Below are 20,371 nucleotides of genomic sequence, written 5' to 3'. Positions count from 1 at the left end.
ACAGATAACAACAGACAGGCCTTTCACTGGTTTTGGCAGTTGCTCAGTCCGTTGGCTATTGCACTACAGTGACTGAGGTACCCAGCTTGACCTGGCGATACAGATCCTCCAAATCGGTGCTGTGCATGTGGATGCAGCCGTGGGATGCGTTTCTCCCCACTGTCGATGGATTGCGAGTGCCGTGAAATCCAATCCAATTGTTGCCGTCTGTCCAGAAGCCAATCCACCTTGTACCTAAAGGATTGCGGGCATCGCCGCTAGGGATACGCTCATTGGTAAAGGGACTGATCCAGGTGGGGTTTTCGCGCATTTGGCGTACTTGAAAGGTGCCCGTAGGGGTTTCCCAACCCGCCCGCCCAATACCAATGGGATAACGCTTCGTGATAGTTGTGCCTTGGTAGACCCAGACTTCTCGCTGTCCCAGGTGGATCTCTAAACGCACCTCCTCAGTTTGGGGCGGAGGGGCCATAGCCAAAGCTGTATCAGCAACGCTTGGGTTGACCCATGCTTGAGCAGGCTCAGGAATGGGTGACAGGAGCACAGATTCAGGCGTTAGGGCAGCAAAGTCGCTTACCAAATTGGTTTCAGGGAAAGAGAACATTGCCTCAGGCAAGGATCTAGAACGGGCCTGTTGAGCAGCAGGCACAATCAAGCTCAGGGCTAGGGCAAGCCCCGACAGACCAAATAAGCGGTTTAGCATGAAGATCTAGGGTGCGATCGCGCAAAACACATCAATAAAAGACTGCAAGTCTTGCCCGCTACCGCAACTTGATAATTTCTCGGCGGGGGGATTAACAAGCAGAGTGAGCTAGCAGCCTCCAGGGCTATGGCAGCGGTAAGCCGCGCACCAAACTGCGAGTACGCCTCTTACCCGAGGCTGATTTTACCCCAAACCCTAGGTCTAACTAACACCCGAACCGCTTGTCTTAGCGTTTAGCGATATCAGACAGTTTTCTCAGATCAAACTATCAGTTTTTGGATCCAAATATTTAGACTGACTTAGTCTTTCTTGCGCCATAAAACCCTGATCCAAGCCAACAAATAGTCGCGTTTAGATGTGTTCTTAGTTTGGCTATAATGTGCCCCTTAGCCGAATGTTTCACTTGCAAGCGGCGGCATCTCTAGCCGGTGCGATCGCATGCACTCAGCAGACCATCCGGCGGCGATGGAGGATTCATCGTTAGGCCAAAAGAATCGACCAGGGGGCAGCATCTACGACGCAAACCGAACCTGGCTTGAAGATGAGTTTCACTGCATTTCACTCATCTATCTGCAAAGGTTTATCCTCTAAACAAGCCTAGCTCTCTATTGCCGATGGAGCCTTACTGGGCATAGGGCCAAACTCTTCAGCCTAAGAAATCCTGATCTAAGACAATACTCTAACCCCTAGCAATCATTGGCGTAAAAGTCAGAACAATCGTTAGCCTCTATTTTTTGCACAACTAAAGGATTGACGGCACATTTTATATAGGGATTCTTGCTGAAATAGCGGCATTGAGAGCAAGGGGTAGTTTGACTGCGATCGGGAGACTTAACCTCGCGAGCATTTAGTTTAAAAAATACAATTTTTCGTACAGCTAAAACAATCAAAATACTGAATGAAAAGCCCCAACCCACTAAAACCAGACCATCCAGAAAGCTGCTGGGAGATCGATAGTCTTCAACTACTGGTGCTTCAGCCGCATCAATTTCTGTCCAAAACAAAGTTTGAGAGGTGGGCTGGTTAATATCAGCACGATGGCGAGGCAAATCTGGCGGTAGAAATATTTGGCTTTCCATAGGGGTTTGTGGCTATTGTATCGGTGCTAAATGACTTTATTTAGGATTTGGTATAAGTCCTCATTAATCTTTGATTTAGCCATAGCTATTTTCTGGCCAGCAAAAATCATCACGGCGTAGGCCCAAGCACTACCCCACCTGACAAAAGAATCACTCTATGCTTTCCTCAATCTGAGCGAAAGGAATTTGTAGGCATAGCCCACAAGCAGAAGATTGGCGATCGATTTTCCCCAGTCGTTATCGCCCCAAAGATTGAATGTTCTCCTCACAAAAACAGGAGCCATCAAACTAACTGTCTTAATGTCATCTTTCCGCTGATCGACGCTAGGGTCTTCTTTCGAAAGAAAGAGATGCCCAACTAAAAGTCATAAGGCTGCTTGGACTGGCGACTCCCAGCTAAAGCCCAGGCCAACTAGTCCTCTGCCAAGCAAAAGGTGACAGGTTAGTGGGTTCAAGGTTCAAGGTGTCAGGTTCATGGCAGACCTGACACCTGACACATGCCCCCTTTACGTTTAGAGCCTGTCACAATCAGCTTGGTCAAGGATTATTGGGTAGCGACAATATCGGCTCTCGTGAATCATTCGGGAAGTGGCCCATACTTTAGCTTTAGGCTTGCACCGGATCCAATGGCATCTCAGTTTGGCACCGAGGGCAAAGGCCAAAGAACTCAAGGGTGTGGTAGAAAATTTTGAACTGGTGGGCTTGGTGGAGATCTTTCTCTAGGCTATGCACAGGGCACTCATCAATGGCGATGGTGATGCCGCACTGGAGACAGGTGAGATGATGACGGTCTTCTTGGGGCAGACTGTAGAGTGCTTCGCCCGATGGCAGAGTCCGCATCTGCACCGCCCCCTCTAGTTTGAGGGCATCTAACGAGCGGTAAACTGTGGCTAGCCCCATGGTGTTGCCGTCTTGCCGCATTTCCACGTAGAGATCTTGAGCCGAAATCGGCTTGCTCAACCGCTTTAAGACCGTCAAAACTTTCTCTTGGCTGCGGGTGCGTCGTACCATGCTGGCTCACTTGTACTGTCTCAATTTTATCAACCGGTTGATACGGTAGGATGATAATGCCAACTATTATGTATGGCTTTTTCAGCCACCACCGGAGTTTGTCGTGCCCCATTACAGCGCTCGCATCTACGTCACTCTACGCCCTTCGGTGCTCGACCCAGCTGGAACGGCGGTGCAAGCTGGCTTGGCCCACATGGGCTATAACAACGTCGGCCCAATTCGGATTGGCAAATACATTGAGCTCACGCTGGAAGCTGACGATGAAGCTGCCGCTAGCCAACAACTCGATCGCATGTGCGATCAGCTTTTGGCAAACCCCGTGATTGAGAACTACCGTTTTGAGCTACAAGCCCTAGCCACCGCTTAACTAGCCGCAGGTATAGCCGCTGCTAAATCGAGGGGGTCAAGCTTCCGGGGTTCAACGCACCAAGTCCGAGCACCTACGCTTCCCTCCTCGTTCACGCCTTCGCCTCTTCACCCTTACTGACTCTCCCATGAAATTTGCCGTTATCGTCTTCCCCGGAGCCAACTGCGATCGCGATGTGGCTTACGTCACCCGTGATGTTTTGGGACAGCCCACCCGTATGGTTTGGCACGAAGATAGCGACCTGGGTGATGTCGATGTGGTGGTGGTGCCCGGTGGCTTTAGCTACGGTGACTACTTGCGCTGTGGGGCGATCGCCCGGTTTTCTCCAGCCATGCAGGCTACCGTCGAGCATGCCAACGCTGGCAAGCCGGTACTGGGTATTTGCAACGGGTTCCAAATTTTAACCGAGGTCGGGCTGCTGCCGGGGGCGCTGGTACGCAATCGAGACATGCGGTTTATCTGCGATCGCGTCCCCCTCAAGGTCGAGCGCACCGACCTGCTATGGACCTCAGGCTACGATCCGGGCCAGGTGATTACCCTGCCCATTGCCCACGGCGAAGGGTGCTATTATGCCGACGCCGCCACCTTAGCTGAGCTAGAGGCCAACCAACAAATCGTTTTTCGCTACAGCAGCGCCGATGGTGTGTGCAACGACAGTACGAACCCCAATGGTTCTCTCAGCAACATTGCGGGTATCTGCAACCGGGCGGGTAACGTGTTGGGCCTGATGCCCCACCCCGAGCGGGCCGCTGATGCGGTGCTGGGCAGCGTTGACGGGCTGCCGCTGTTTCAAAGCCTGGTGCAAGCTCTGGTCGCAGCCTAGGTGGAGCTTTGCACTTGCTTTAAAGAGCGATCGCGATCGAGGTCTAAACTTCACGAATAGCTGAGTCACGGCAGCGCTACTGCCTACACTAATCCTCAAAGAGACCGACTCTGACTCAAGATCCAAGACGGAGTTCTGCGCTGTACCGGTTGCCCCTGGGGTAGCCGGTTACCGTGTTGTTGGGGTCGAGTGTTTTCGGCGAGGCCAGCGCTTGGCCCAATCGACAGTCCTAGGAGACCCTATGCCACCCTGTGACGAATGGCTCAGTATCGCCCTCGCTTACCGGTCTACGGTGTATGACTATTGCCAACTGGCCTTGCGCCCCACCCTCGACCAGGCTGCCGCAGAGCGCATGGGCGAAATTTTACAGCAGGCGAAGGCCGAACCCTTGCTCAGTTTGCTAATCGACGAAGCCGATGGGCTGGTAGAGCGATTACAGCCCTGCCTTTGCCAGCAGCACCTGCAACAACAACAACAACGTCTGCGCTTGGCCATTGATGCATTTTGGGTCGAGGAACTGCTGGCTACCTGTAGACCACAGGCCAACACCAACGTCTAGCCCTGGCCCCAATTTAGAGCCGATCGCGATCGCCTACCCACTGGTCGATCAGGGCAACCACTGTGGCCCCCAGGCCCAACGGCAAAACACCAAACATAATTCTGTTGCCATTGGGGTGATTGCGCCAATCTAAAACGAGTAACACTCCATCACCAATGCGAAACGAATCGACATCCATGAGCGTCAGCAGGGCCGGCAGAGCTACAAACAACAGCACCAGCATGAGCAGCGTCGTCAGAAAAACCTGCAAAAATCGCGTCATCATCACCTCAACTTGTGCCCTTGGGTTGGCCCCGTACAGGTTAACCGGTTGGGTATCGGGGTTGTGTGACTCGGATTTGGTATCACCCTCCGACTCAGCCACCGCTACAACGGTCTGTAGACAGTTTGGGGACGATCTGTGGCAGGCTGGGAGTAGTCAGTTCGCCCTCCAAGGCCCCATGACCATGTCTTCCTCTTTACCTAGTCGCCCCAGTCGCTGGCTGGTGCAGGTCTGTCGACATCGGTCGTGCGATCGCGGCGGTTCGGCAGCGGTGCTAGCAACCTTCAGAGAACACCAAGGCCCTACCATTTTAATCGCCGAGAGCGACTGCATGGGCCAATGCAGCGCTGGGCCTACGGTTAAGATCATGCCCGGCAATACCTGGTACTGCCGAGTCACCGCTGAGGATGTACCGCGAATTGTGGAGCAACATTTGGGGCAGGGAGAATGGGTGCGCGATCGCCTCCATCCTCGGTTTCACCCGCCTGATCCATCGGACTGATGGCCCAACACAGGGGTAGGGCCATGATCACCTGGGTTAGAACATCTAGAAGCCCAAAAACGTTTGAACGTTCAAACGTTCTTAAGGGAGATGTCTTAACCAGTCTGGCCACAGCTATACGGGGTATTAGGTGACCACCAGGGAGTACAACTACAGCTGTCGGCTCAATGGTGAAAAGCCGTCTATTAGCCCTCAATACGCCCAGATTTGACGGTCAAAATTTGTGATGAGGTCATCCACTGACTGCCAAACGCGCCCAGGTGAGTGGTGGTAATGATGGTTTGAAAACGGTCTTGAATGGCTTCTAGTAGCTGGTTTTGGCGGTTCAAGTCTAGCTCGGCCAGCACATCGTCGAGCAGCAGCAGGGGCGGTTCACCCACCACCTCATCGATCAGGTGCAGCTCGGCCAGCTTGAGGGCCAGCACCAGGGTGCGCTGCTGTCCCTGAGAGCCGTACTGACGGCTGGGGGTATCGTTGATGGCAAACTCGATGTCGTCGCGGTGGGGGCCAACTAGCGAAGTGCGCTGATGCTGCTCGGCGATCGCGCGCAGTTTGATCTTCTCTAAAAAGCTGGCTTGAATCACCTGGGGGTCATCCTCTGCCATGGGCACGTTGGGCTGGTAGTGAATCCGCAAGTCTTCGCGCTGACCACTGATGGCCTGGTGCCACTGGTGGGCGATCGGGGCCAACCGCGCGATCGCCCTGGCCCGCCGCCGAATCACTCGCGTCCCCAGAGCCGCCAGTTGGGCATCCCATAGGGCAAACTCAGTGGCGTCTACAGATTGGCTGGCTTCCCCCTCATCACCGCCGTAGGACTGCTTGATCAGGGCGTTGCGCTGCTTTAGCACCTGGTTGTACTGGCTGAGAATATGGGCATAGACCGGCTCTAGCTGAATCAGCAGCGTGTCGAGCCAGGTGCGCCGTTCTCCCGGCCCGCCCCGCACCAGGTCGAGGTCGAGACTAGAAAACTGCACCGCATTGAGGGCACCGAGAAAGTCGAGCTGTCGCCGCAGCTTTTCGCCGTTGAGAATGGCCGTACGCCGCCCCGCCTGCCGCAGCACCAGCGACAGATCGGCCATACCTAGATCCCGACGGACGGAGGCGGTGATTTGGGCAGCGGGCTGGTCTTGCCGCACGAGATCGCGATCGCGCCCTGTTCGGTGCGACTTCAGCGTCGCCAGCAGCTCTACGGCCTCTAGTAGGTTCGACTTGCCCTGGGCATTTTCGCCCACCAAAATTGTCTTGGGGGCAGCAAAGTCGATCTGCTGCTCGCCGTAGTTACGAAAGTGCCTGAGCGATAGATGGGTGAGATACAAGGGGGTTAAAGCTGAGGCTGGACTTGGTTTAGGATACAGGACGGCGCTAATGCCTCGCCTATTCCCTGACGCTGTAAATCATGGATTTGCCTAGCTTTCAAAATTTGGCCCTGCTGCGGCAGGCGCTCACCCACAGTAGCTACGCCAACGAACACCCCGCCGAAGGCCCCGACTACGAGCGGCTAGAGTTTTTGGGCGACAGCATTCTCGAGTTTGTGGTGCGCGATCTGCTGGGTGCCCGCTATCCTCACATCAACGTTGGGGAAATGTCGCGGCGGTGCGATCGCTTAGTGGATGAGCCTTGCCTGGCAAAGTTAGCGGTAGAGATGGGCATTCCAAACCATATGCGCTTAGGAGCAGGGGCACAGCACGAGCGCAACAACCCCAGCGTTCAGGCCGATATGTTTGAAGCCGTAATTGGGGCGTACCGCTTAGATGCCGGCATTGAAGCCGCCCACCGCTATGTCGAGGCCGTCTTTGGCCCGCTTGTCGATCGCGTTCTAGAGCTTCGAGTCATTGATCCGGTAACTGAGTTGCAAGAGTATGTGCAGGCCCACATGGGCGGTGCCTTGCCCAGTTACGTCGAGAAAGATCGCCTTGGCCCTGACCACGCCAAACTGTTTGTTTTAGAAGTGCGGATCGCCGATACCAGCTACGGCACCGGCCAAGGGCGTAGTATCAAAGACGCGCGTAAAAATGCCGCCACTGAGGCACTGAGGAGGCTGAAACGATGAAGGCAGCAATTTTAGGCTGTGGCTACGTTGGCAAAGCGGTGGCCCAGCTGTGGGGCAGTCAGGGACATCGGGTTACGGCGACAACCACCCGTCCTGAGCGGGTGGACGATCTGCAAGCGATCGCGTCAGCCGTACAGGTCGTTAGCGGGTCAGATCCCGCAGGAATTGCGGCGCTGATGCAAGGCCAAGATACCCTGCTGATTTGTGTCGGAGCCGGTCGTCAGGCCAATTACGAAGAGACTTACCTCAACACCGCCAAAACCGTAACCAGCGTTCTCGATCGCGCACCAAGCCTCAGGCAAATCATCTTTACCAGCACCTACTCGGTCTACGGCAACTACGACGGTGCCTGGGTGCGCGAAGATGACCCCGCCAAACCGGCCACCGACAATGGGCACACAATGGCAGAGACCGAAAAAACTCTGCTTCAAGCGGCCACCGCCGATCGCGCCGTTTGCATCTTGCGTCTGGGCGGCATCTACGGCCCAGGACGAGAATTGGCCAAGATTTACAGCCGCGCCGCTGGGCAGACTCGCCCCGGAGTTGGGCACGAGGCCAGCAACTGGGTGCATCTCGACGACATTGTAGGAGCGATCGCCCATGCCCAGGCCCACGCCCTCAACGGCCTCTACAACCTGGTGCAAGACGAAATTCCCACCGTGCGCGAACTGATCGATCGCGTTTGCACCGCCCACAACCTAGACCCCGTACATTGGGATCCAGCCCAGCCCAGCGCTCGGCCCTACAACGTGCGCGTGTCTAACCAAAAGCTCAAGGCCGCAGGCTACGAGTTTCGCCATCCTACTTTCGCAGGCCTATGACGCTTTGGAACAACCGGATTTCTGGTGAAAGGCATGGATATAGCCATGAACACCTGGGTTAGGACATCCAGAAGCCCAAAAAACGTTTGAACGTTCAAACGTTCTTAAGGGAGATGTCTTAACCAGGCTGGCCACAGCTATAGCACTGCGATCGCACCCAAGAAACCCGGTTCTTCTTTCCCGTCAAGGTCGCCCCACAAACTCAAGGCTGGCCAGATGCAGCTTACCCTGGGGTACCTGGTCAAACACCAGTTCCACCTGAGCTAAGTCGGCCAGATTGATTCCAGAAAATTGCCCGAGGGGAATGCGGAGACTACTGGGATAGAGGGGGGCCGTAGCACCATGGGGTGGGTCAGGCTCAAACTGGCGCAGAGCAGGCACGCTAGAGAGAATTTCGACCCGCGCCGCCTGGCCCTGGCGATCGCGCAGCACCACCGCCAACACCGGCTGCCCCTGGGGTATTAGCCAAGATGGATCGGGGGCAAGGCGCAATTCCAGACTGTCAAAAGAGCTGACATCGGCCCTAGCGACCGTCAGGTTGAGCTGTTGGGGGGCAGATTGCCAAGCCAGGGTGAGCACCCCCGGAAAGTGGGGATAGGGCCGCCGCGCCTGGGAGCAATCGGTGAGCGGCTGACAAAAGGATGCCTCTAGACCAGCGGTAAAGCTAGCCGTTGGGTTATCTTCGCTCTCGAATAGGGGGTAGCGTTGGGCGCTGGGCACAACCAGCGTGGTCAGCACCGGTTGTCCCAAGATAGTCGCTGGGGCCGCCCGCTGGGTGGCCCGCCCTGCTGTGGCTAAAGCCGCCTCCCCTGGGTTAGACCAAACGGTTTGCAAAAACACCTGAGTATACTGGGCAAGAAAATTTTCCTGGGCCACCCGCGACAGACGATCGCGCGATCGCTGGGGGTTGCACAGCGGCCCATTGTCGGGCTGACGATAATAGTCATCTTCGGCCACAGCGGCATTGAAGTAGTTGTGGTTGGCTCCCGGTAGCACCAGACCCACCACAGGGGTAGTGCGAGCTTGCGATCGAGCCGTTTCTACGTAGTAGAGGCTGCTGAGGTCAAAAATGTCGCGATCGCACCCGCCCGCTACTACCGCCGTCGGCACATCGGGCAATTGGTAAGCATCGGGTCGCTGAAGCATAGGGTAACTGCGCGTGGGGCTGACCAGCACCAGAGCTGAAACAGAGCCTAGGCCAGCGGTCATTGTCCCAAACGTTCTTGCCTCTGCCCTCTGGATTGCACTCAGCGCCGCCGCCCCACCGCCCATAGAGTGGCCCACCATAGCCAGCCGGGCCAAATCAACCCGCCCGACCAAGGAAACGCCAAACCCCACTTCGTCCCCCCGGTGGGCCTGGGCCAGACGAGTTAGGTGAGCATCAATAATCTGGCCGCTGCGCTGGTCAGCCAGCTGATTGCGGGTATCAGCGGTCGCCCCATAGGTTTCGCTAAAGGCCGCATTGAGGTTAGGCACTAGCACTCCATAGCCTGCCTCAGCCAAAGCCTGGGCCAGGTAGGCAAACCCCAGGTCAAAGCGGGGTTCAGCGGCGCAGGGCCACTGGCTGGTGGCCTCTGGCTGAAAGTGGCAACCGGCATGGCGACCGTGGAGCACAATAACCCAGGGCCGGGGAGCAGGGCCGGGGGGCAGCGCGATCGCCCCCGTCAACCGCAGCGGCATGGTAGCAACGCCCGCGTCAGTTTGGCTGAGCGTGGTTGAGCCCAGATCGTAGGATCGCACTAAAGGAAAATCCGCTAGATCTGGAGAGGGTGTCGCCGGCGGCGGCGGGGAGAAGGCCAACCCCGGCCCCATCGCCATCCCCAAGCTCAGCACCAGCAGCGCCAGCACCCACCCCCGCCTGACCACTCTCACCAGCGCCCGCTGGCACCGTCGTAAACCCAGGGAAATAATTGGGCGGCCACGGTTCTTCCACCGCTCAGTCATCCCTTGTTGTCGTCCTAGATTGGGCCTAATAGCCGTAGCTCCAACGAGCCCGGTAGCCGCGCATATCGATATGAGTAAACACCGAAGAGCTAGCCAGCCCTCCTCGGTTGCCCCACCATCCATTTAGCCGCGCATAGACGTCTGAGCAGCGCACGCCAGGCACCACAAAATCTACCGCATCACCCAAAAGGTGGCGAGACATAGACGCTCCACCCACCGCCGCATTAGTCGCCGGATCGCGATACCAGGAGTTAATTTTCAGCGCCTTGTCGCCGTACATTTTGCGAATCTCTTCCATCACATCGGCCACTTTCAAGATGTTGTAGACCACCCCGGCGTTAGCCGGTTTACGATATCGCCCCGTGGCCCGATTGACGTGCAGCGCCTCGCCCCAGGTAAAATTGCCCCGCACCCCGTAGCGATTCTTGGGCTGAATGGGCTGGTTGGAATAGTAGGTGCCTGAAAACCCCGGCAAGGTTAGCGCCACGCCTCGGTCGGTGGGGTTGGCAGGTTGCTCCGGCCCCCGATCGCTCGGGTGATTGCCAATCTCAGTGCCAGAGATTTGAATATCAGGGGCGTAGGCATGCCAGGTGGTGCGATTTTGAGGCCCCAAAAACGCTCCCTGGAGGGCCACTCGCACATGGTTTTTGTCAGGCTGAGCGTAGGAATTGAGCAAAAACACCGTGCCCTTTTTCACCAGCACCTTTTCAGCATTAGAGAGCTGGTTCGACTGCACAGGTTTTGCCTTAAAAATAGTGTCGCCGCTCACTTCTAGGGTTTCGCGGTTGCCGTCGATTTTGACATCGGGGCTGTAAACATACCACTTGGTCGTCACCTCAGCCCCCACGATCGCATCGGCCAGAGTAATCTCAAAGTGGTCGCTGGCGGCTGGCTTAAAAGCCAGCAAATTAAGCTGGGTGCCGTTTTTGACAAATACCTTTTGTGCCGGGCTCAGCTGCGACGATATTTTGGGTTCGGTCTTAAACAGGGTGTCGCTCACCACTCGCAGCCGAATGCCGGTCAGTACATCAATATCGGGCGTGTAAACAAACCAAGTGCGGTTGGTTTTATCGCCCAGGGTAGGTTCGCGCAGCTGTACCTGCCAGTGGTTGCGGCCAACATTGATGTAGTACTGAATATCGAGGACGGTACCGTTGGTCACTAGCACCTTTTCGGTATCAGTCAGCTCGCTCGACAGTTTGGGCTGAAGCTTAAAGTAAGTCGTGCTCTTCACCCGCAGGGCCAAGTTGGTCACCGGGCTAGGCACAGTACCCTCCCCAGCACCAGGGGGAGACGTTTCGCCGCTGTCGGGTGGAGGTGGGGCAATGGTTTCCGGGGGCGTCACGACTTCGGGGGGCGTCACGACTTCGGGGGGCGTCACAATGTCGGGGGGCGTCACGGCTTCGGGGGGAGGAGTTTCCTCCGGCGGGGGGGGCACCACCACCGATCCACCGCCAGCCTGCTCGGGTTCTGGACCACCGGTACCCACCGAGACCGTCATCGCCAAAGGCGCATCAGAGCGTAAGAACCAATCTCGCATACCCTCCACATTGAGCACTTGCTCTTTGGGGTTCGAGGCAGAGGGACGCTTCTGAATGCGGGATATCCACTGGTTTCCCTGCATCAGGTAAAAAGCTTCATCGGTTTCCTTAACCCAGGTACCCATGGCGGTCACTCCCGTAGACGTAGTGGCGGCCAACGCAGAGATTGCCACCTAGCTAAGAATAGTAGAGTCTAATAGACGATCTGGCGCAGTTTTGTGGCCTAATGCCGCAGGTTTGTTACCCGAACCTGCGGGCTAGCCTCCCCTTAGTCGGAGGATGCCCCAGAAATATGAGCACTCAGATCGGTGCGACCAGTTTCTAAAAAGCCTAGGGCCGATAGGTCGGGGGCAGACTGCCCCTTCAGATGGCCCCAGCTTTGGTAGATCAAGGGTAAAGCACTGCTGCCAATCAGTAGGGCGATCGCCAAACTCAGGGCACCGTCAATCCAAAACCACTGAAACAGGGCCATGCACAGCGCCCCAACAATTACGCCCACCGAGCTAGCCAGATCAGCCACCACGTGCAAGAATGCGCCCCGCCGATTCAAAGATGTCTCGTCGGCTTGGCCATGGAGCAACCACACACCAAACCCATTGATCCCTAGACCCACCAGGGCTGTGCCTACCATAGGCGCGCTGACCAGAGCAGCAGGGGGCGCGATCAGGTGGTGCCAGGCCTCTAGGGAAATTAGCCCCGCCATCACCAGCAGCCCCAGACCATTGACTAACGCCGCGATCGCTTCTAGGCGCGGTTGACCAGGGCGGGGGCGGGCCAACGTCAGCCGTGTGAGCCAACTGGCTGAAAGCGCCAGGGCGATCGCCCCCACATCGGTCAGCATGTGTCCTGCATCTGACTGCAAGGCCAGGCTATGGCTGTGGCTGCCCACCAGCCATTCCACCACAGCAAACCCCAACACCAGGCTGAGAAACAGACCTAAGCGCTGACGATCAGCGTCATCCAACCCGCAGCGACAGGCAAACGATGACGTCGAGTGAACTGAAGAACCCATGGGCAAACAAACGATAGGCCGCGAGAAATTCTCTAGCATTTTGGCATGCTTTCCAGGTTATGGCGGCACTAATAGACAGTTTTACCGCCGCCACCGCTCAGCTCTAGACTACCCACCCCGGCCTAATCAGGCCCACACCCCCACGCTGGCCACGCCTCGTTCAAGTCGATTCACTTATACCAAATCCGAATTGCATAACCTCGATTTCCAAACGGTCAAACCATAGAGGCGCATGGCATGTGCCCGGCTGAACCGGGGGCAACCAAACAAGATTCAGGATTACAACTGAGTTGCGGCCATTCGGCCCGTTTGCCCGCCAGGAAAAACATTGCCCCTAAAATCAAGTCTGGCAATTCTGATCACACCCCTTAGCAATGAGTTTGAGCCGATGACCCTGCTGAAGCTGCTGCTGGTGCGCCATGGCCAGTCGGTGGGCAACACCGTAGGCCGCATGGAAGGGACGACCTCTACTGGGCTGACGCCGTTGGGGCGGCAACAGTCGCGGCGGCTGGGCCAGCACCTAGGAGCGACCGGCTGGCTCCCTACCGGCGTCTATTGCAGCCCCCTAGAGCGAGCGACCGCTACCCTGGCAGCCATGGTCGAAGGCCTCGGGGCTGAGTTAGTCGAGTTAGATCTATCCCAGCGATCGCCAACCCCTCCCACAACAGGCATGGTGCTGCTCCAGGCCAAGCCTGTCGCTGGGGCCGTCCTAGACCAGCCCATCCCTGTAACGCTGCTCAGCGACCTCAAAGAATACGATGCAGGCGTGTTTAACGGCCTCACCTGGGCCGAGGCCTGCGATCGCTACCCCGACCTCTGCCAACGGCTCACCACCAGCCTCGACTGGCAGCCCATTCCCCAGGCCGAAACCCTGACTGCGGGACAAGCTCGCGCCCAGCGATTCGTCGCTCAACTGCTGCACCAGCACGGCAACGGCGATCGCATTCTTGTCATCGCCCACCACTGGATTTTGCAGCATGTGATCACGGGCCTGATGGGCTGCGATCGCGCCTGGGGGCTGCCCATGGACAACACCGCCTGCTTTGAGTTTTGGTTAGACCGCGATCGCTGGCCCCAAACCGGCCCCAACCGCCTCAATACCGAACTCTGGCGAGTGAAACGCTTTAACGACACCACCCACTTGCAGAGCTAACGCCAGTTTTGAGTTTTCAGTTTTGAATTTTGCTTGAACGCGAAAGTTCAACCCTTAAAACTAAACATTCAAAACTGAATACGGGCCTCCAAAATAAAGGCATCGGTAAGCTGGGGTACCCCCGCCGAGCTAGCCGGTTGCAGCAGCAGGCGCTGGCGCACCACACAGCTCACCAAATCATCCACGGCGCTGCTGCCAGTCCCCTGCAATAGCCTGACATTAGAAATCTCCCCGCTCGGCTCTACCCGAATCTGCATCTGTACCGAGGTAGCCACCATTCCTGCCAGCAGAGCATCCAGGTTGGCAAATCCACAGCTAGAGGCCAGAGGCTGCATGGCGATCGCGCTAGCGCCCAGCAATTGCGGAGCCGTTTCAGGAATGTCTCTACCGTTAGGATCCAACTGCAAGCCCACGGGCACTACTTGGCCGCCCTGGCCAGCGTTACCACTGGGCACTGGCGGCGCACCTCCGGGTGGAGCCTCTACCCCTGGGGGTCGGCTCACCTCTGGGGCCGCTGCCAGGGGTGGCTCTGGGCGGGGCGGGGCGGGGGCCACTGTAGGGGGGGCCACAGACCTAGGCGCTGGAGTCAGTCGCGGGGCCGGGACCACCGGGGGGCTGACTATGGGGGGTGCAGCGGGTTGGGGCGGCGCAGCTACCGTCGGGGTTTCCGGTCGCCGGGCTGGGGCCGGGGCGACCTCAGGAGGATTGGCTACAGTGGGTGCGGCCTGAGCCGCCAGGGCCGGTGCTGCATCATTGGTGGCCACAGGGGTGGCCACAGGCTCTGCCGATGGCGGTGCCGCCCCGGCAGCATCAGTCAACTGAGCGATAGGCGGCTGATCTGGAGGCAGAGCTACCATCTGAATGGGCAGAGGGGCCATCTCACCCTCGGAGAGAGCTGGAGTTTGCAGCGCTAGGGTCCGCACCATCCCCAGAGCCAGACCGTGAGCCAGCACCGAAGCTACCGCTGCCCCAGGCCACAGCAGCTTGGGATCGCGGTGGCGCACAAAGGTAGTGAGAAATGAGGAATCGGCCATAGTTATAAGGTGCCCCCGCCCAGGCAAACCCGATAAACACCACCTACGACAAACAGCGGTGACAAAAAAACCATTCTTTAGATCGTACTCGTTGGCGGCGAGGAGGAGGGTATATTGACTGGAAGGCGATTGACCAACCGTTTAGGCTGAGTGCCGAGTACTCGCTTCGTTAACGCCAGCGCTAGCTGTGTTCGCCGCAAATGTGTTCGCCACAAAAGCTCATGATCCAGGCCGACCCAGACCTTCCCCTCCTGCCCACCTCAGCCGCACCGCCCCCGCAGGTTCGCACCGCTCACCTGCACGATATCGAGCGGCTGACCGATGTACTAACCGCCAGTTTCTACAACTGCGATGGCTGGCGACAGTGGGTCTATCCATTCATTCGACTGGGCATTCAAGAAGATTTGAAGCAGCGGCTCAGGGCTCAATCGCCTCGCTATGCCTGCCTAGCCGCCATAGCAACTGACCCAGCGGCCACCCCGCTGTCTGTAGCCCCACCCAACAGCCATGATGCAATCGCCGGTACGGTAGAAGCAGCTCTCCGTCAGCCCTGGCCCTGGCAAGGCGATCGCCACGTCTACATTTCTAACCTGGCCGTAGGGCACAGCTTCCGGCGACAGGGCATTGCTACTACTCTTCTGCAATCCTGCGAACAGGTAGCCCAACGATGGCGCATCTACGAACTGCGTCTCCACGTGATGGAAGACAACCTCGCCGCCCGAGCGCTCTATCTTAAAGCGGGCTTTACTATAGCCCAGGTCGAAGATACTCCCGCCTCCTGGCTTGGGCTTCAGGCCCGCCGCCTGCTGCTACGCAAGACCCTACTGCCGTCACCGGCTCCAGAGCAACCCCCCAGCTAGACTAGGCAGCTTCATACAAACCTCAAACTATAGCGAAAGAAATTCACCCCCACTTCAACGCAGCTAAATACTTCATCGGGGGGGAACCAGACATTTACTCTAGAATAAAAACCTGGGAACTGACGATCTCCAGAATTTCCAAAAATCCAGTTTAGGCCACAGTTAATCAACGGTTATCGCTAGTATGTGACGGGGATGATCTCCAACTTTGAGCAGAATATTCCACGGTCAGGATACGGGGGTTCATTGCACTCCCCTGGCTTTTTCGCTGCGCCTAAGGCTCCCCACCCCCATGCTGTCACCCCAGTGAGCCGTCTTTCAAATCCCTTTTTTGAATCCAGTCTATCGGTGTCAGAAGACGATGATATTCTGGCTAAAATTCGCGGCGGCAGTCTGTGGGTAGTAAACAGTCGCCGCCGCAATGGACTGATTATTTACAAAGAGTTTTACACCGAGTTTGCTGGCCCTGGTGCCGCCGTGGGCGGCGGTCTCGATGACGATTGTCGTGCCGTCATCCCCCTAGGTAGTCTGTCGCTGATCTCCCCTGAGTCGGCTGATGCCCAACAAAAAGCGCTTAAAATCCGCTTGCAGTGGGTGCGACTCACCCAAAATTTTACCGACAAGCCTGTGCCCCTCGATCGCGCCCAGCTCATTCTGGAACAGTTTAAGAGCTACTTTGATCAGAACATTGTCGATCAGGTGCCCGATGAAGCCTTTGCGCTGCTAGTGGGAGTGTTGCCCTATACCGTCCGCCGCGCCCGCGCCCTGGTGTAGGGGCATTGCATGCAATGCCTCTACGGGGAGGTTTAGAGCTGCTGCATGTGGGCTAAGGTTCGCTGATTCTCTGCCGGAGTGCCCACGGTAATTCGCAACCCGCCCCCCGTGTGGCGTACCAGCGTACCCTGGCGACGCAGTTGGTTAAACCAGCGCTCTAGCTCTGCATTCAGCGGTTGACCAGAAGATGCCGGAGGTCGTCCGTAGAGAAAGTTGGCGTCGCTGGGCCACAGGCGCAGGGGGGTGTGCTGGGCGATCGCCGTCGCCAACTCCCGCCGCTGCTGCTGAATCTCAGGCACCACGGCCAGCAATTCTTGACGGTGGGCGAGGGCAAGCTGGGCCGCTGCTTGGGTCAAACTGGGTAGGTTGTAGGGCAAACGCACTTTTTCGAGTGCTTGGGTTAGCTCTGGATTGGCCACGGCATAACCCACTCGGTAGGCCGCCAGGCGAAAGGCCTTAGAAAACGTTCGCAGCACCACCCAGTTGGGCCGAGTCAGCACCTCGGCTACAGTGGTCTGCTGGCTGAACTCAAAATAGGCTTCGTCCACCACCACCAGAATGTCGGGGGGCAGGGCCTTGAGCCAGGCCAATTCGGCGGCGGTGAGGGCGTTACCAGTGGGGGAGTTGGGGTGCACCATAAACACCACTCGCACGGGGGCCGCTGGGGGTTGGTCAATCGCCTGCTGCGCCGCCGCCAGATCAACTTCAAAGGTTTCCTCGTTCCGTCCCACTGTCACCACCGCAATGCCCAGGGTACGGGCGAGAATGCCGTACATCGAAAAGGTGGGATTGGCCACCAGCACTGCTCCTTCCTCACCGACGCAGGTGGCAATCAGCAGTGAGCGAATCAGTTCATCAGATCCGTTGCCGACGGAGATGTGGTCGGCACTCACAGAAGCGCCGTCAGCAGATTCGGTGACATACTGAGCGATCGCCCCTTTCAACGCCCCATGGCCGCCGTCGGGGTAGCGGTTGGCGGCGATGTCGTGATGCAGGTGCCAGGCCAGCTTTTCTTTCAGCGCCTTGGGTAGATCGTAGGGGCACTCATTGGTGTCGAGAATGTCGAGCCTAGCTGGGGAGGGGTCGTCTGCCGACTCAACGTGGGGCATGTAGGCCGCCAGCTGAACCACCGCCGATCGCAAAAAGGGCAAAGCCATGGAGAACGCAAGTGCAGTAACCCCCCCATTATTGCAGAGCCAGTGGGGCGGCTAGGGAAACGGGTATTAGCGGTATACTTTTGCCAACCTGGCTGCTCGATCGCGTCTCTTCTGGCGCTTTTGATCTAGGGGAGTACACTGAGAGGGATAGGCAATAGCCTATAACCGCTGCAAAATCAAGGCCAGAACCGCAGACCACCATGCTAGACGCACTGATTATATTCTCATTTATCCTGGCCGGGGCGGGCATTGGGTTCTACAGCATTGACCTGCTGCCCCAGCCGATTTTGCAGCAGGTGACCAATATTGAGGCGCTGGGGGCTGTCACCGCTGTATTTGGCGGGCTGATTGGCACTGGGTTGGGCCTAGTGATGCAGACCAGCTACCGCCGCCTAGAACGGCAGGTCAAAGAACTGCCCCCCGATCGCATTCTCACCCGCGCCGTAGGGCTGGTGCTGGGCCTGCTGATCGCCAACCTGATGCTGGCCCCCTTGTTTTTGCTGCCAATTCCCTCCGAGTTTGGCTTTATTAAACCGATGACGGCGGTGCTGGGCAGCGTGCTGTTTGCTGTCTCGGGCATGAATTTGGCCGACACCCACGGGCGATCGCTGCTGCGGCTGATCAGCCCCAGCACCCTAGAGTCAACCCTGGTGGCCGAAGGCACCCTCAAGCCCAGCAAGACCAAGGTGCTCGACACCAGCTGCATCATTGATGGCCGCATTGAGGGGCTGATGGAGACAGGCTTTTTGGAAGGGCAGCTACTGGTGCCCCAGTTTGTGCTGCAAGAACTGCAAAATGTGGCCGATGCCAGCAACGACCAAAAGCGCGATCGCGGTCGCCGTGGCCTTGACGTGCTCAACCGCATTCGCGAGGCCTATCCCAATCGCCTGCTGATCAACTCTGTCGACTACGACGACATTCCCACCGTCGATGCCAAACTGGTGAAGCTGGCCCAAGAACTCAACGCCATGCTGCTCACCAACGACTACAACCTCAACAAAGTCGCCAGTTTTCAAGATGTCGAAGTGCTCAACATCAACGACCTGGCCCAGGCGATTCGTCCCGCCTACCTGCCCGGCGACGACATCGACTTAAAAATTCTCAAAGAGGGCAAAGAACCCTCCCAGGGCGTGGGCTACCTCAACGACGGCACTATGGTGGTGGTCGAAGAAGGCCGTAACTACATTGGTGAAGAGCTAGAGGTGGTGGTGACCGGGTCGCTGCAAACCTCTGCGGGTCGCATGATCTTCGCCCGCCCTAAAACATCAATGGTCACCTCCTAACGACACAGCCCTCCTGACCTAGACAGCAATAGGGTACGATCGCAACGGCTTTTCACTATTGCTGCCATGACCGCCCGCATTGCCCTGACCGACGCTGCCCCGCACCAAACCCTCACCCTAGAGTTGCCGGCTGAAGGAGTAGCCCTCACGGGCCGAGTGCGGGTGCCAGGTGACAAGTCAATATCGCACCGAGCGCTGATGCTGGGAGCGATCGCCAGTGGCGAAACCCGTATTCAGGGGCTGCTGCTGGGCGAAGACCCGCGCAGTACCGCCGCCTGTTTTCAGGCCATGGGGGTGACCATGTCATCGTTAGACGACGAGTGGGTGACCGTGCAGGGGGTGGGCCTCGGCAACTTGCAAGAGCCTGCCGACGTGCTGGATGCGGGCAACTCGGGTACCACCCTGCGGCTGATGCTAGGGTTGCTGGCCAGCCACCCCGATCGCTACTTTACGGTCACAGGCGATGGCTCACTGCGATCGCGCCCGATGGATCGCGTGATCAAACCTCTCACCCAGATGGGCGCAGAGATTTGGGGCCGACAGCACAACCGCCTCGCCCCTTTAGCCGTGCGAGGACAGTCCCTTAAACCTACTCACTACCACTCGCCAGTGGCCTCGGCCCAAATCAAATCTTGCATTTTGCTGGCCGGATTAATGACCGAGGGCAAAACTACCGTGACCGAGCCCAGCCTGTCGCGCGATCATAGCGAGCGCATGCTGCGAGCCTTTGGAGCCGAGATTGAAGTGGATCCTGACACCTGTAGCGTCACCGTTCACGGCCCTGCCACCCTCACCGGGCAGACCGTAGTGGTGCCCGGCGACATTAGCTCCGCCGCCTTTTGGTTGGTGGCCGGAGCGATCACCCCCGGCTCTGACCTGGTGGTCGAGAATGTCGGCATTAACCCTACCCGCACCGGCATTCTCGATGCCCTGGCCGCGATGGAGGCCGACATTACCCTGGAGAACCCTCGCGAGGTGACCGGCGAACCCGTGGCCGACCTGCGAGTGCGCCACAGCCGTCTTAAGGCCGCCAATTTCAGCGGTGACCTGCTGCCCCGCATGATCGACGAAGTGCCCGTTTTGGCGGTGGCTGCTCTGTTTGCCGAGGGCACCACAACCATTACCGATGCGGCAGAGCTGCGGGTCAAAGAGTGCGATCGCATCGCCGTAATGGCCAGCCAACTCACCCACTTGGGGGCGCGCATCGAAGAACGTCCCGACGGTTTGACCATCTATGGCGGCAACCCCCTTAGCGGTGCGGTTGTAGATAGCTACACTGATCATCGAGTGGCCATGAGTTTGGCGATCGCGGCCCTACGCACCTCAGGCTCCCTACAGATTCAGCGGGCCGAGGCAGCAGCGGTGTCCTATCCTAACTTCGTCGCTACGCTGGCTCAACTCTGTGGCCAAGGCTAATTCATGCCAAAACCATGACTTCA

21 protein-coding genes are annotated in these 20,371 nt (G+C 57.7%); 11 read left to right on the top strand and 10 right to left on the bottom strand.

Going from position 1 to position 20,371, the window contains the following annotated elements; genetic code table 11:
* Positions 1–55: 55 nt before the first annotated feature.
* The 3 genes from RRF56_RS16910 to RRF56_RS16900 all read right to left on the bottom strand — a co-directional run bounded on the left by RRF56_RS16910 (position 56) and on the right by RRF56_RS16900 (position 2,790).
* Positions 56–700 (bottom strand): L,D-transpeptidase, encoded by a 645-nt coding sequence (locus RRF56_RS16910; RefSeq protein ID WP_317034352.1) that lies wholly within the window; start codon positions 698–700, stop codon positions 56–58.
* Positions 701–1,386: 686 nt separating this feature from the next.
* Positions 1,387–1,779 carry a hypothetical protein gene (locus RRF56_RS16905; protein ID WP_317034351.1) on the bottom strand — a complete coding sequence of 131 codons (393 nt, stop codon included), beginning with the start codon at positions 1,777–1,779 and terminating at the stop codon, positions 1,387–1,389.
* A 606-nt stretch (positions 1,780–2,385) separates the two neighbouring features.
* The gene (locus tag RRF56_RS16900) at positions 2,386–2,790 is read right to left on the bottom strand and encodes a Fur family transcriptional regulator (RefSeq protein ID WP_317034350.1); all 405 of its coding nucleotides are present in this window, start codon (positions 2,788–2,790) and stop codon (positions 2,386–2,388) included.
* 103 nt (positions 2,791–2,893) lie between these two features.
* Here RRF56_RS16900 and purS point away from each other — a divergent pair, with 103 nt between their 5' ends.
* The 3 genes from purS to RRF56_RS16885 all read left to right on the top strand — a co-directional run bounded on the left by purS (position 2,894) and on the right by RRF56_RS16885 (position 4,539).
* Entirely contained in the window at positions 2,894–3,157 is a 264-nt protein-coding gene (gene purS, locus RRF56_RS16895; protein ID WP_317034349.1) for a phosphoribosylformylglycinamidine synthase subunit PurS, read from the top strand.
* 127 nt (positions 3,158–3,284) lie between these two features.
* Entirely contained in the window at positions 3,285–3,980 is a 696-nt protein-coding gene (purQ, locus tag RRF56_RS16890; protein WP_317034348.1) for a phosphoribosylformylglycinamidine synthase subunit PurQ, read from the top strand.
* Positions 3,981–4,221: 241 nt separating this feature from the next.
* Positions 4,222–4,539 carry a hypothetical protein gene (locus tag RRF56_RS16885; protein ID WP_317034347.1) on the top strand — a complete coding sequence of 106 codons (318 nt, stop codon included), beginning with the start codon at positions 4,222–4,224 and terminating at the stop codon, positions 4,537–4,539.
* A gap of 13 nt (positions 4,540–4,552) precedes the next feature.
* On the opposite strand, the gene RRF56_RS16880 is transcribed toward RRF56_RS16885, so the two are convergent.
* Positions 4,553–4,903: a hypothetical protein gene (locus tag RRF56_RS16880; protein ID WP_317034346.1), complete on the bottom strand. Its 351-nt coding sequence runs from the start codon at positions 4,901–4,903 to the stop codon at positions 4,553–4,555.
* An 82-nt stretch (positions 4,904–4,985) separates the two neighbouring features.
* Here RRF56_RS16880 and RRF56_RS16875 point away from each other — a divergent pair, with 82 nt between their 5' ends.
* On the top strand, positions 4,986–5,303 hold the full coding sequence (locus RRF56_RS16875; protein WP_317034345.1) for a (2Fe-2S) ferredoxin domain-containing protein: 318 nt from the start codon (positions 4,986–4,988) through the stop codon (positions 5,301–5,303).
* Positions 5,304–5,488: 185 nt separating this feature from the next.
* Here RRF56_RS16875 and recF read toward each other — a convergent pair whose 3' ends face one another.
* Complete coding sequence (gene recF / locus RRF56_RS16870; RefSeq protein WP_317034344.1) at positions 5,489–6,619, bottom strand: DNA replication/repair protein RecF; 1,131 nt, start codon at positions 6,617–6,619, stop codon at positions 5,489–5,491.
* 80 nt (positions 6,620–6,699) lie between these two features.
* On the opposite strand from recF, the gene rnc reads away from it, so the two are divergent.
* Both rnc and RRF56_RS16860 read left to right on the top strand, forming a co-directional pair.
* The gene (gene rnc / locus RRF56_RS16865; RefSeq protein WP_317034343.1) at positions 6,700–7,353 is read left to right on the top strand and encodes a ribonuclease III; all 654 of its coding nucleotides are present in this window, start codon (positions 6,700–6,702) and stop codon (positions 7,351–7,353) included.
* Positions 7,350–8,174 (top strand): SDR family oxidoreductase, encoded by an 825-nt coding sequence (locus RRF56_RS16860; RefSeq protein ID WP_317034342.1) that lies wholly within the window; start codon positions 7,350–7,352, stop codon positions 8,172–8,174. Before rnc ends, RRF56_RS16860 begins: the two co-directional genes overlap by 4 nt.
* A gap of 183 nt (positions 8,175–8,357) precedes the next feature.
* Here the strand turns inward: RRF56_RS16860 and RRF56_RS16855 are convergent, their stop codons facing one another.
* From RRF56_RS16855 to RRF56_RS16845, 3 genes are all read right to left on the bottom strand, one after another.
* On the bottom strand, positions 8,358–10,118 hold the full coding sequence (locus tag RRF56_RS16855) for a hypothetical protein (protein WP_317034341.1): 1,761 nt from the start codon (positions 10,116–10,118) through the stop codon (positions 8,358–8,360).
* 25 nt (positions 10,119–10,143) lie between these two features.
* A complete protein-coding gene (locus RRF56_RS16850) occupies positions 10,144–11,784 on the bottom strand; it encodes a D-Ala-D-Ala carboxypeptidase family metallohydrolase (protein WP_317034340.1) in 1,641 nt (546 codons plus the stop codon).
* Positions 11,785–11,927: 143 nt separating this feature from the next.
* Positions 11,928–12,671 (bottom strand): cation diffusion facilitator family transporter, encoded by a 744-nt coding sequence (locus RRF56_RS16845; protein WP_317034339.1) that lies wholly within the window; start codon positions 12,669–12,671, stop codon positions 11,928–11,930.
* Between the two features lie 328 nt (positions 12,672–12,999).
* Here RRF56_RS16845 and RRF56_RS16840 point away from each other — a divergent pair, with 328 nt between their 5' ends.
* Positions 13,000–13,824, top strand: a complete 825-nt coding sequence (locus RRF56_RS16840) for a histidine phosphatase family protein (RefSeq protein ID WP_317034338.1) — start codon at positions 13,000–13,002, stop codon at positions 13,822–13,824.
* 68 nt (positions 13,825–13,892) lie between these two features.
* On the opposite strand, the gene RRF56_RS16835 is transcribed toward RRF56_RS16840, so the two are convergent.
* Positions 13,893–14,858, bottom strand: coding sequence for a hypothetical protein (locus RRF56_RS16835; RefSeq protein WP_317034337.1), 966 nt, complete (start codon positions 14,856–14,858; stop codon positions 13,893–13,895).
* 221 nt (positions 14,859–15,079) lie between these two features.
* On the opposite strand from RRF56_RS16835, the gene RRF56_RS16830 reads away from it, so the two are divergent.
* A complete protein-coding gene (locus tag RRF56_RS16830; protein ID WP_317034336.1) occupies positions 15,080–15,718 on the top strand; it encodes a GNAT family N-acetyltransferase in 639 nt (212 codons plus the stop codon).
* Positions 15,719–16,024: 306 nt separating this feature from the next.
* Positions 16,025–16,492 (top strand): hypothetical protein, encoded by a 468-nt coding sequence (locus RRF56_RS16825; RefSeq protein ID WP_317034335.1) that lies wholly within the window; start codon positions 16,025–16,027, stop codon positions 16,490–16,492.
* A 32-nt stretch (positions 16,493–16,524) separates the two neighbouring features.
* On the opposite strand, the gene RRF56_RS16820 is transcribed toward RRF56_RS16825, so the two are convergent.
* On the bottom strand, positions 16,525–17,649 hold the full coding sequence (locus RRF56_RS16820) for a histidinol-phosphate transaminase (protein ID WP_317034334.1): 1,125 nt from the start codon (positions 17,647–17,649) through the stop codon (positions 16,525–16,527).
* A gap of 200 nt (positions 17,650–17,849) precedes the next feature.
* On the opposite strand from RRF56_RS16820, the gene RRF56_RS16815 reads away from it, so the two are divergent.
* Positions 17,850–18,932 (top strand): PIN/TRAM domain-containing protein, encoded by a 1,083-nt coding sequence (locus tag RRF56_RS16815; protein ID WP_317034333.1) that lies wholly within the window; start codon positions 17,850–17,852, stop codon positions 18,930–18,932.
* 66 nt (positions 18,933–18,998) lie between these two features.
* Positions 18,999–20,348, top strand: coding sequence for a 3-phosphoshikimate 1-carboxyvinyltransferase (gene aroA / locus RRF56_RS16810; RefSeq protein WP_317034332.1), 1,350 nt, complete (start codon positions 18,999–19,001; stop codon positions 20,346–20,348).
* Positions 20,349–20,371: the final 23 nt, after the last annotated feature.

Origin of the sequence: Nodosilinea sp. E11 (assembly GCF_032813545.1) — a bacterium.
GTDB lineage: Bacteria > Cyanobacteriota > Cyanobacteriia > Phormidesmidales > Phormidesmidaceae > Nodosilinea.
This window is presented reverse-complemented; position numbering and strand designations above follow the sequence as displayed.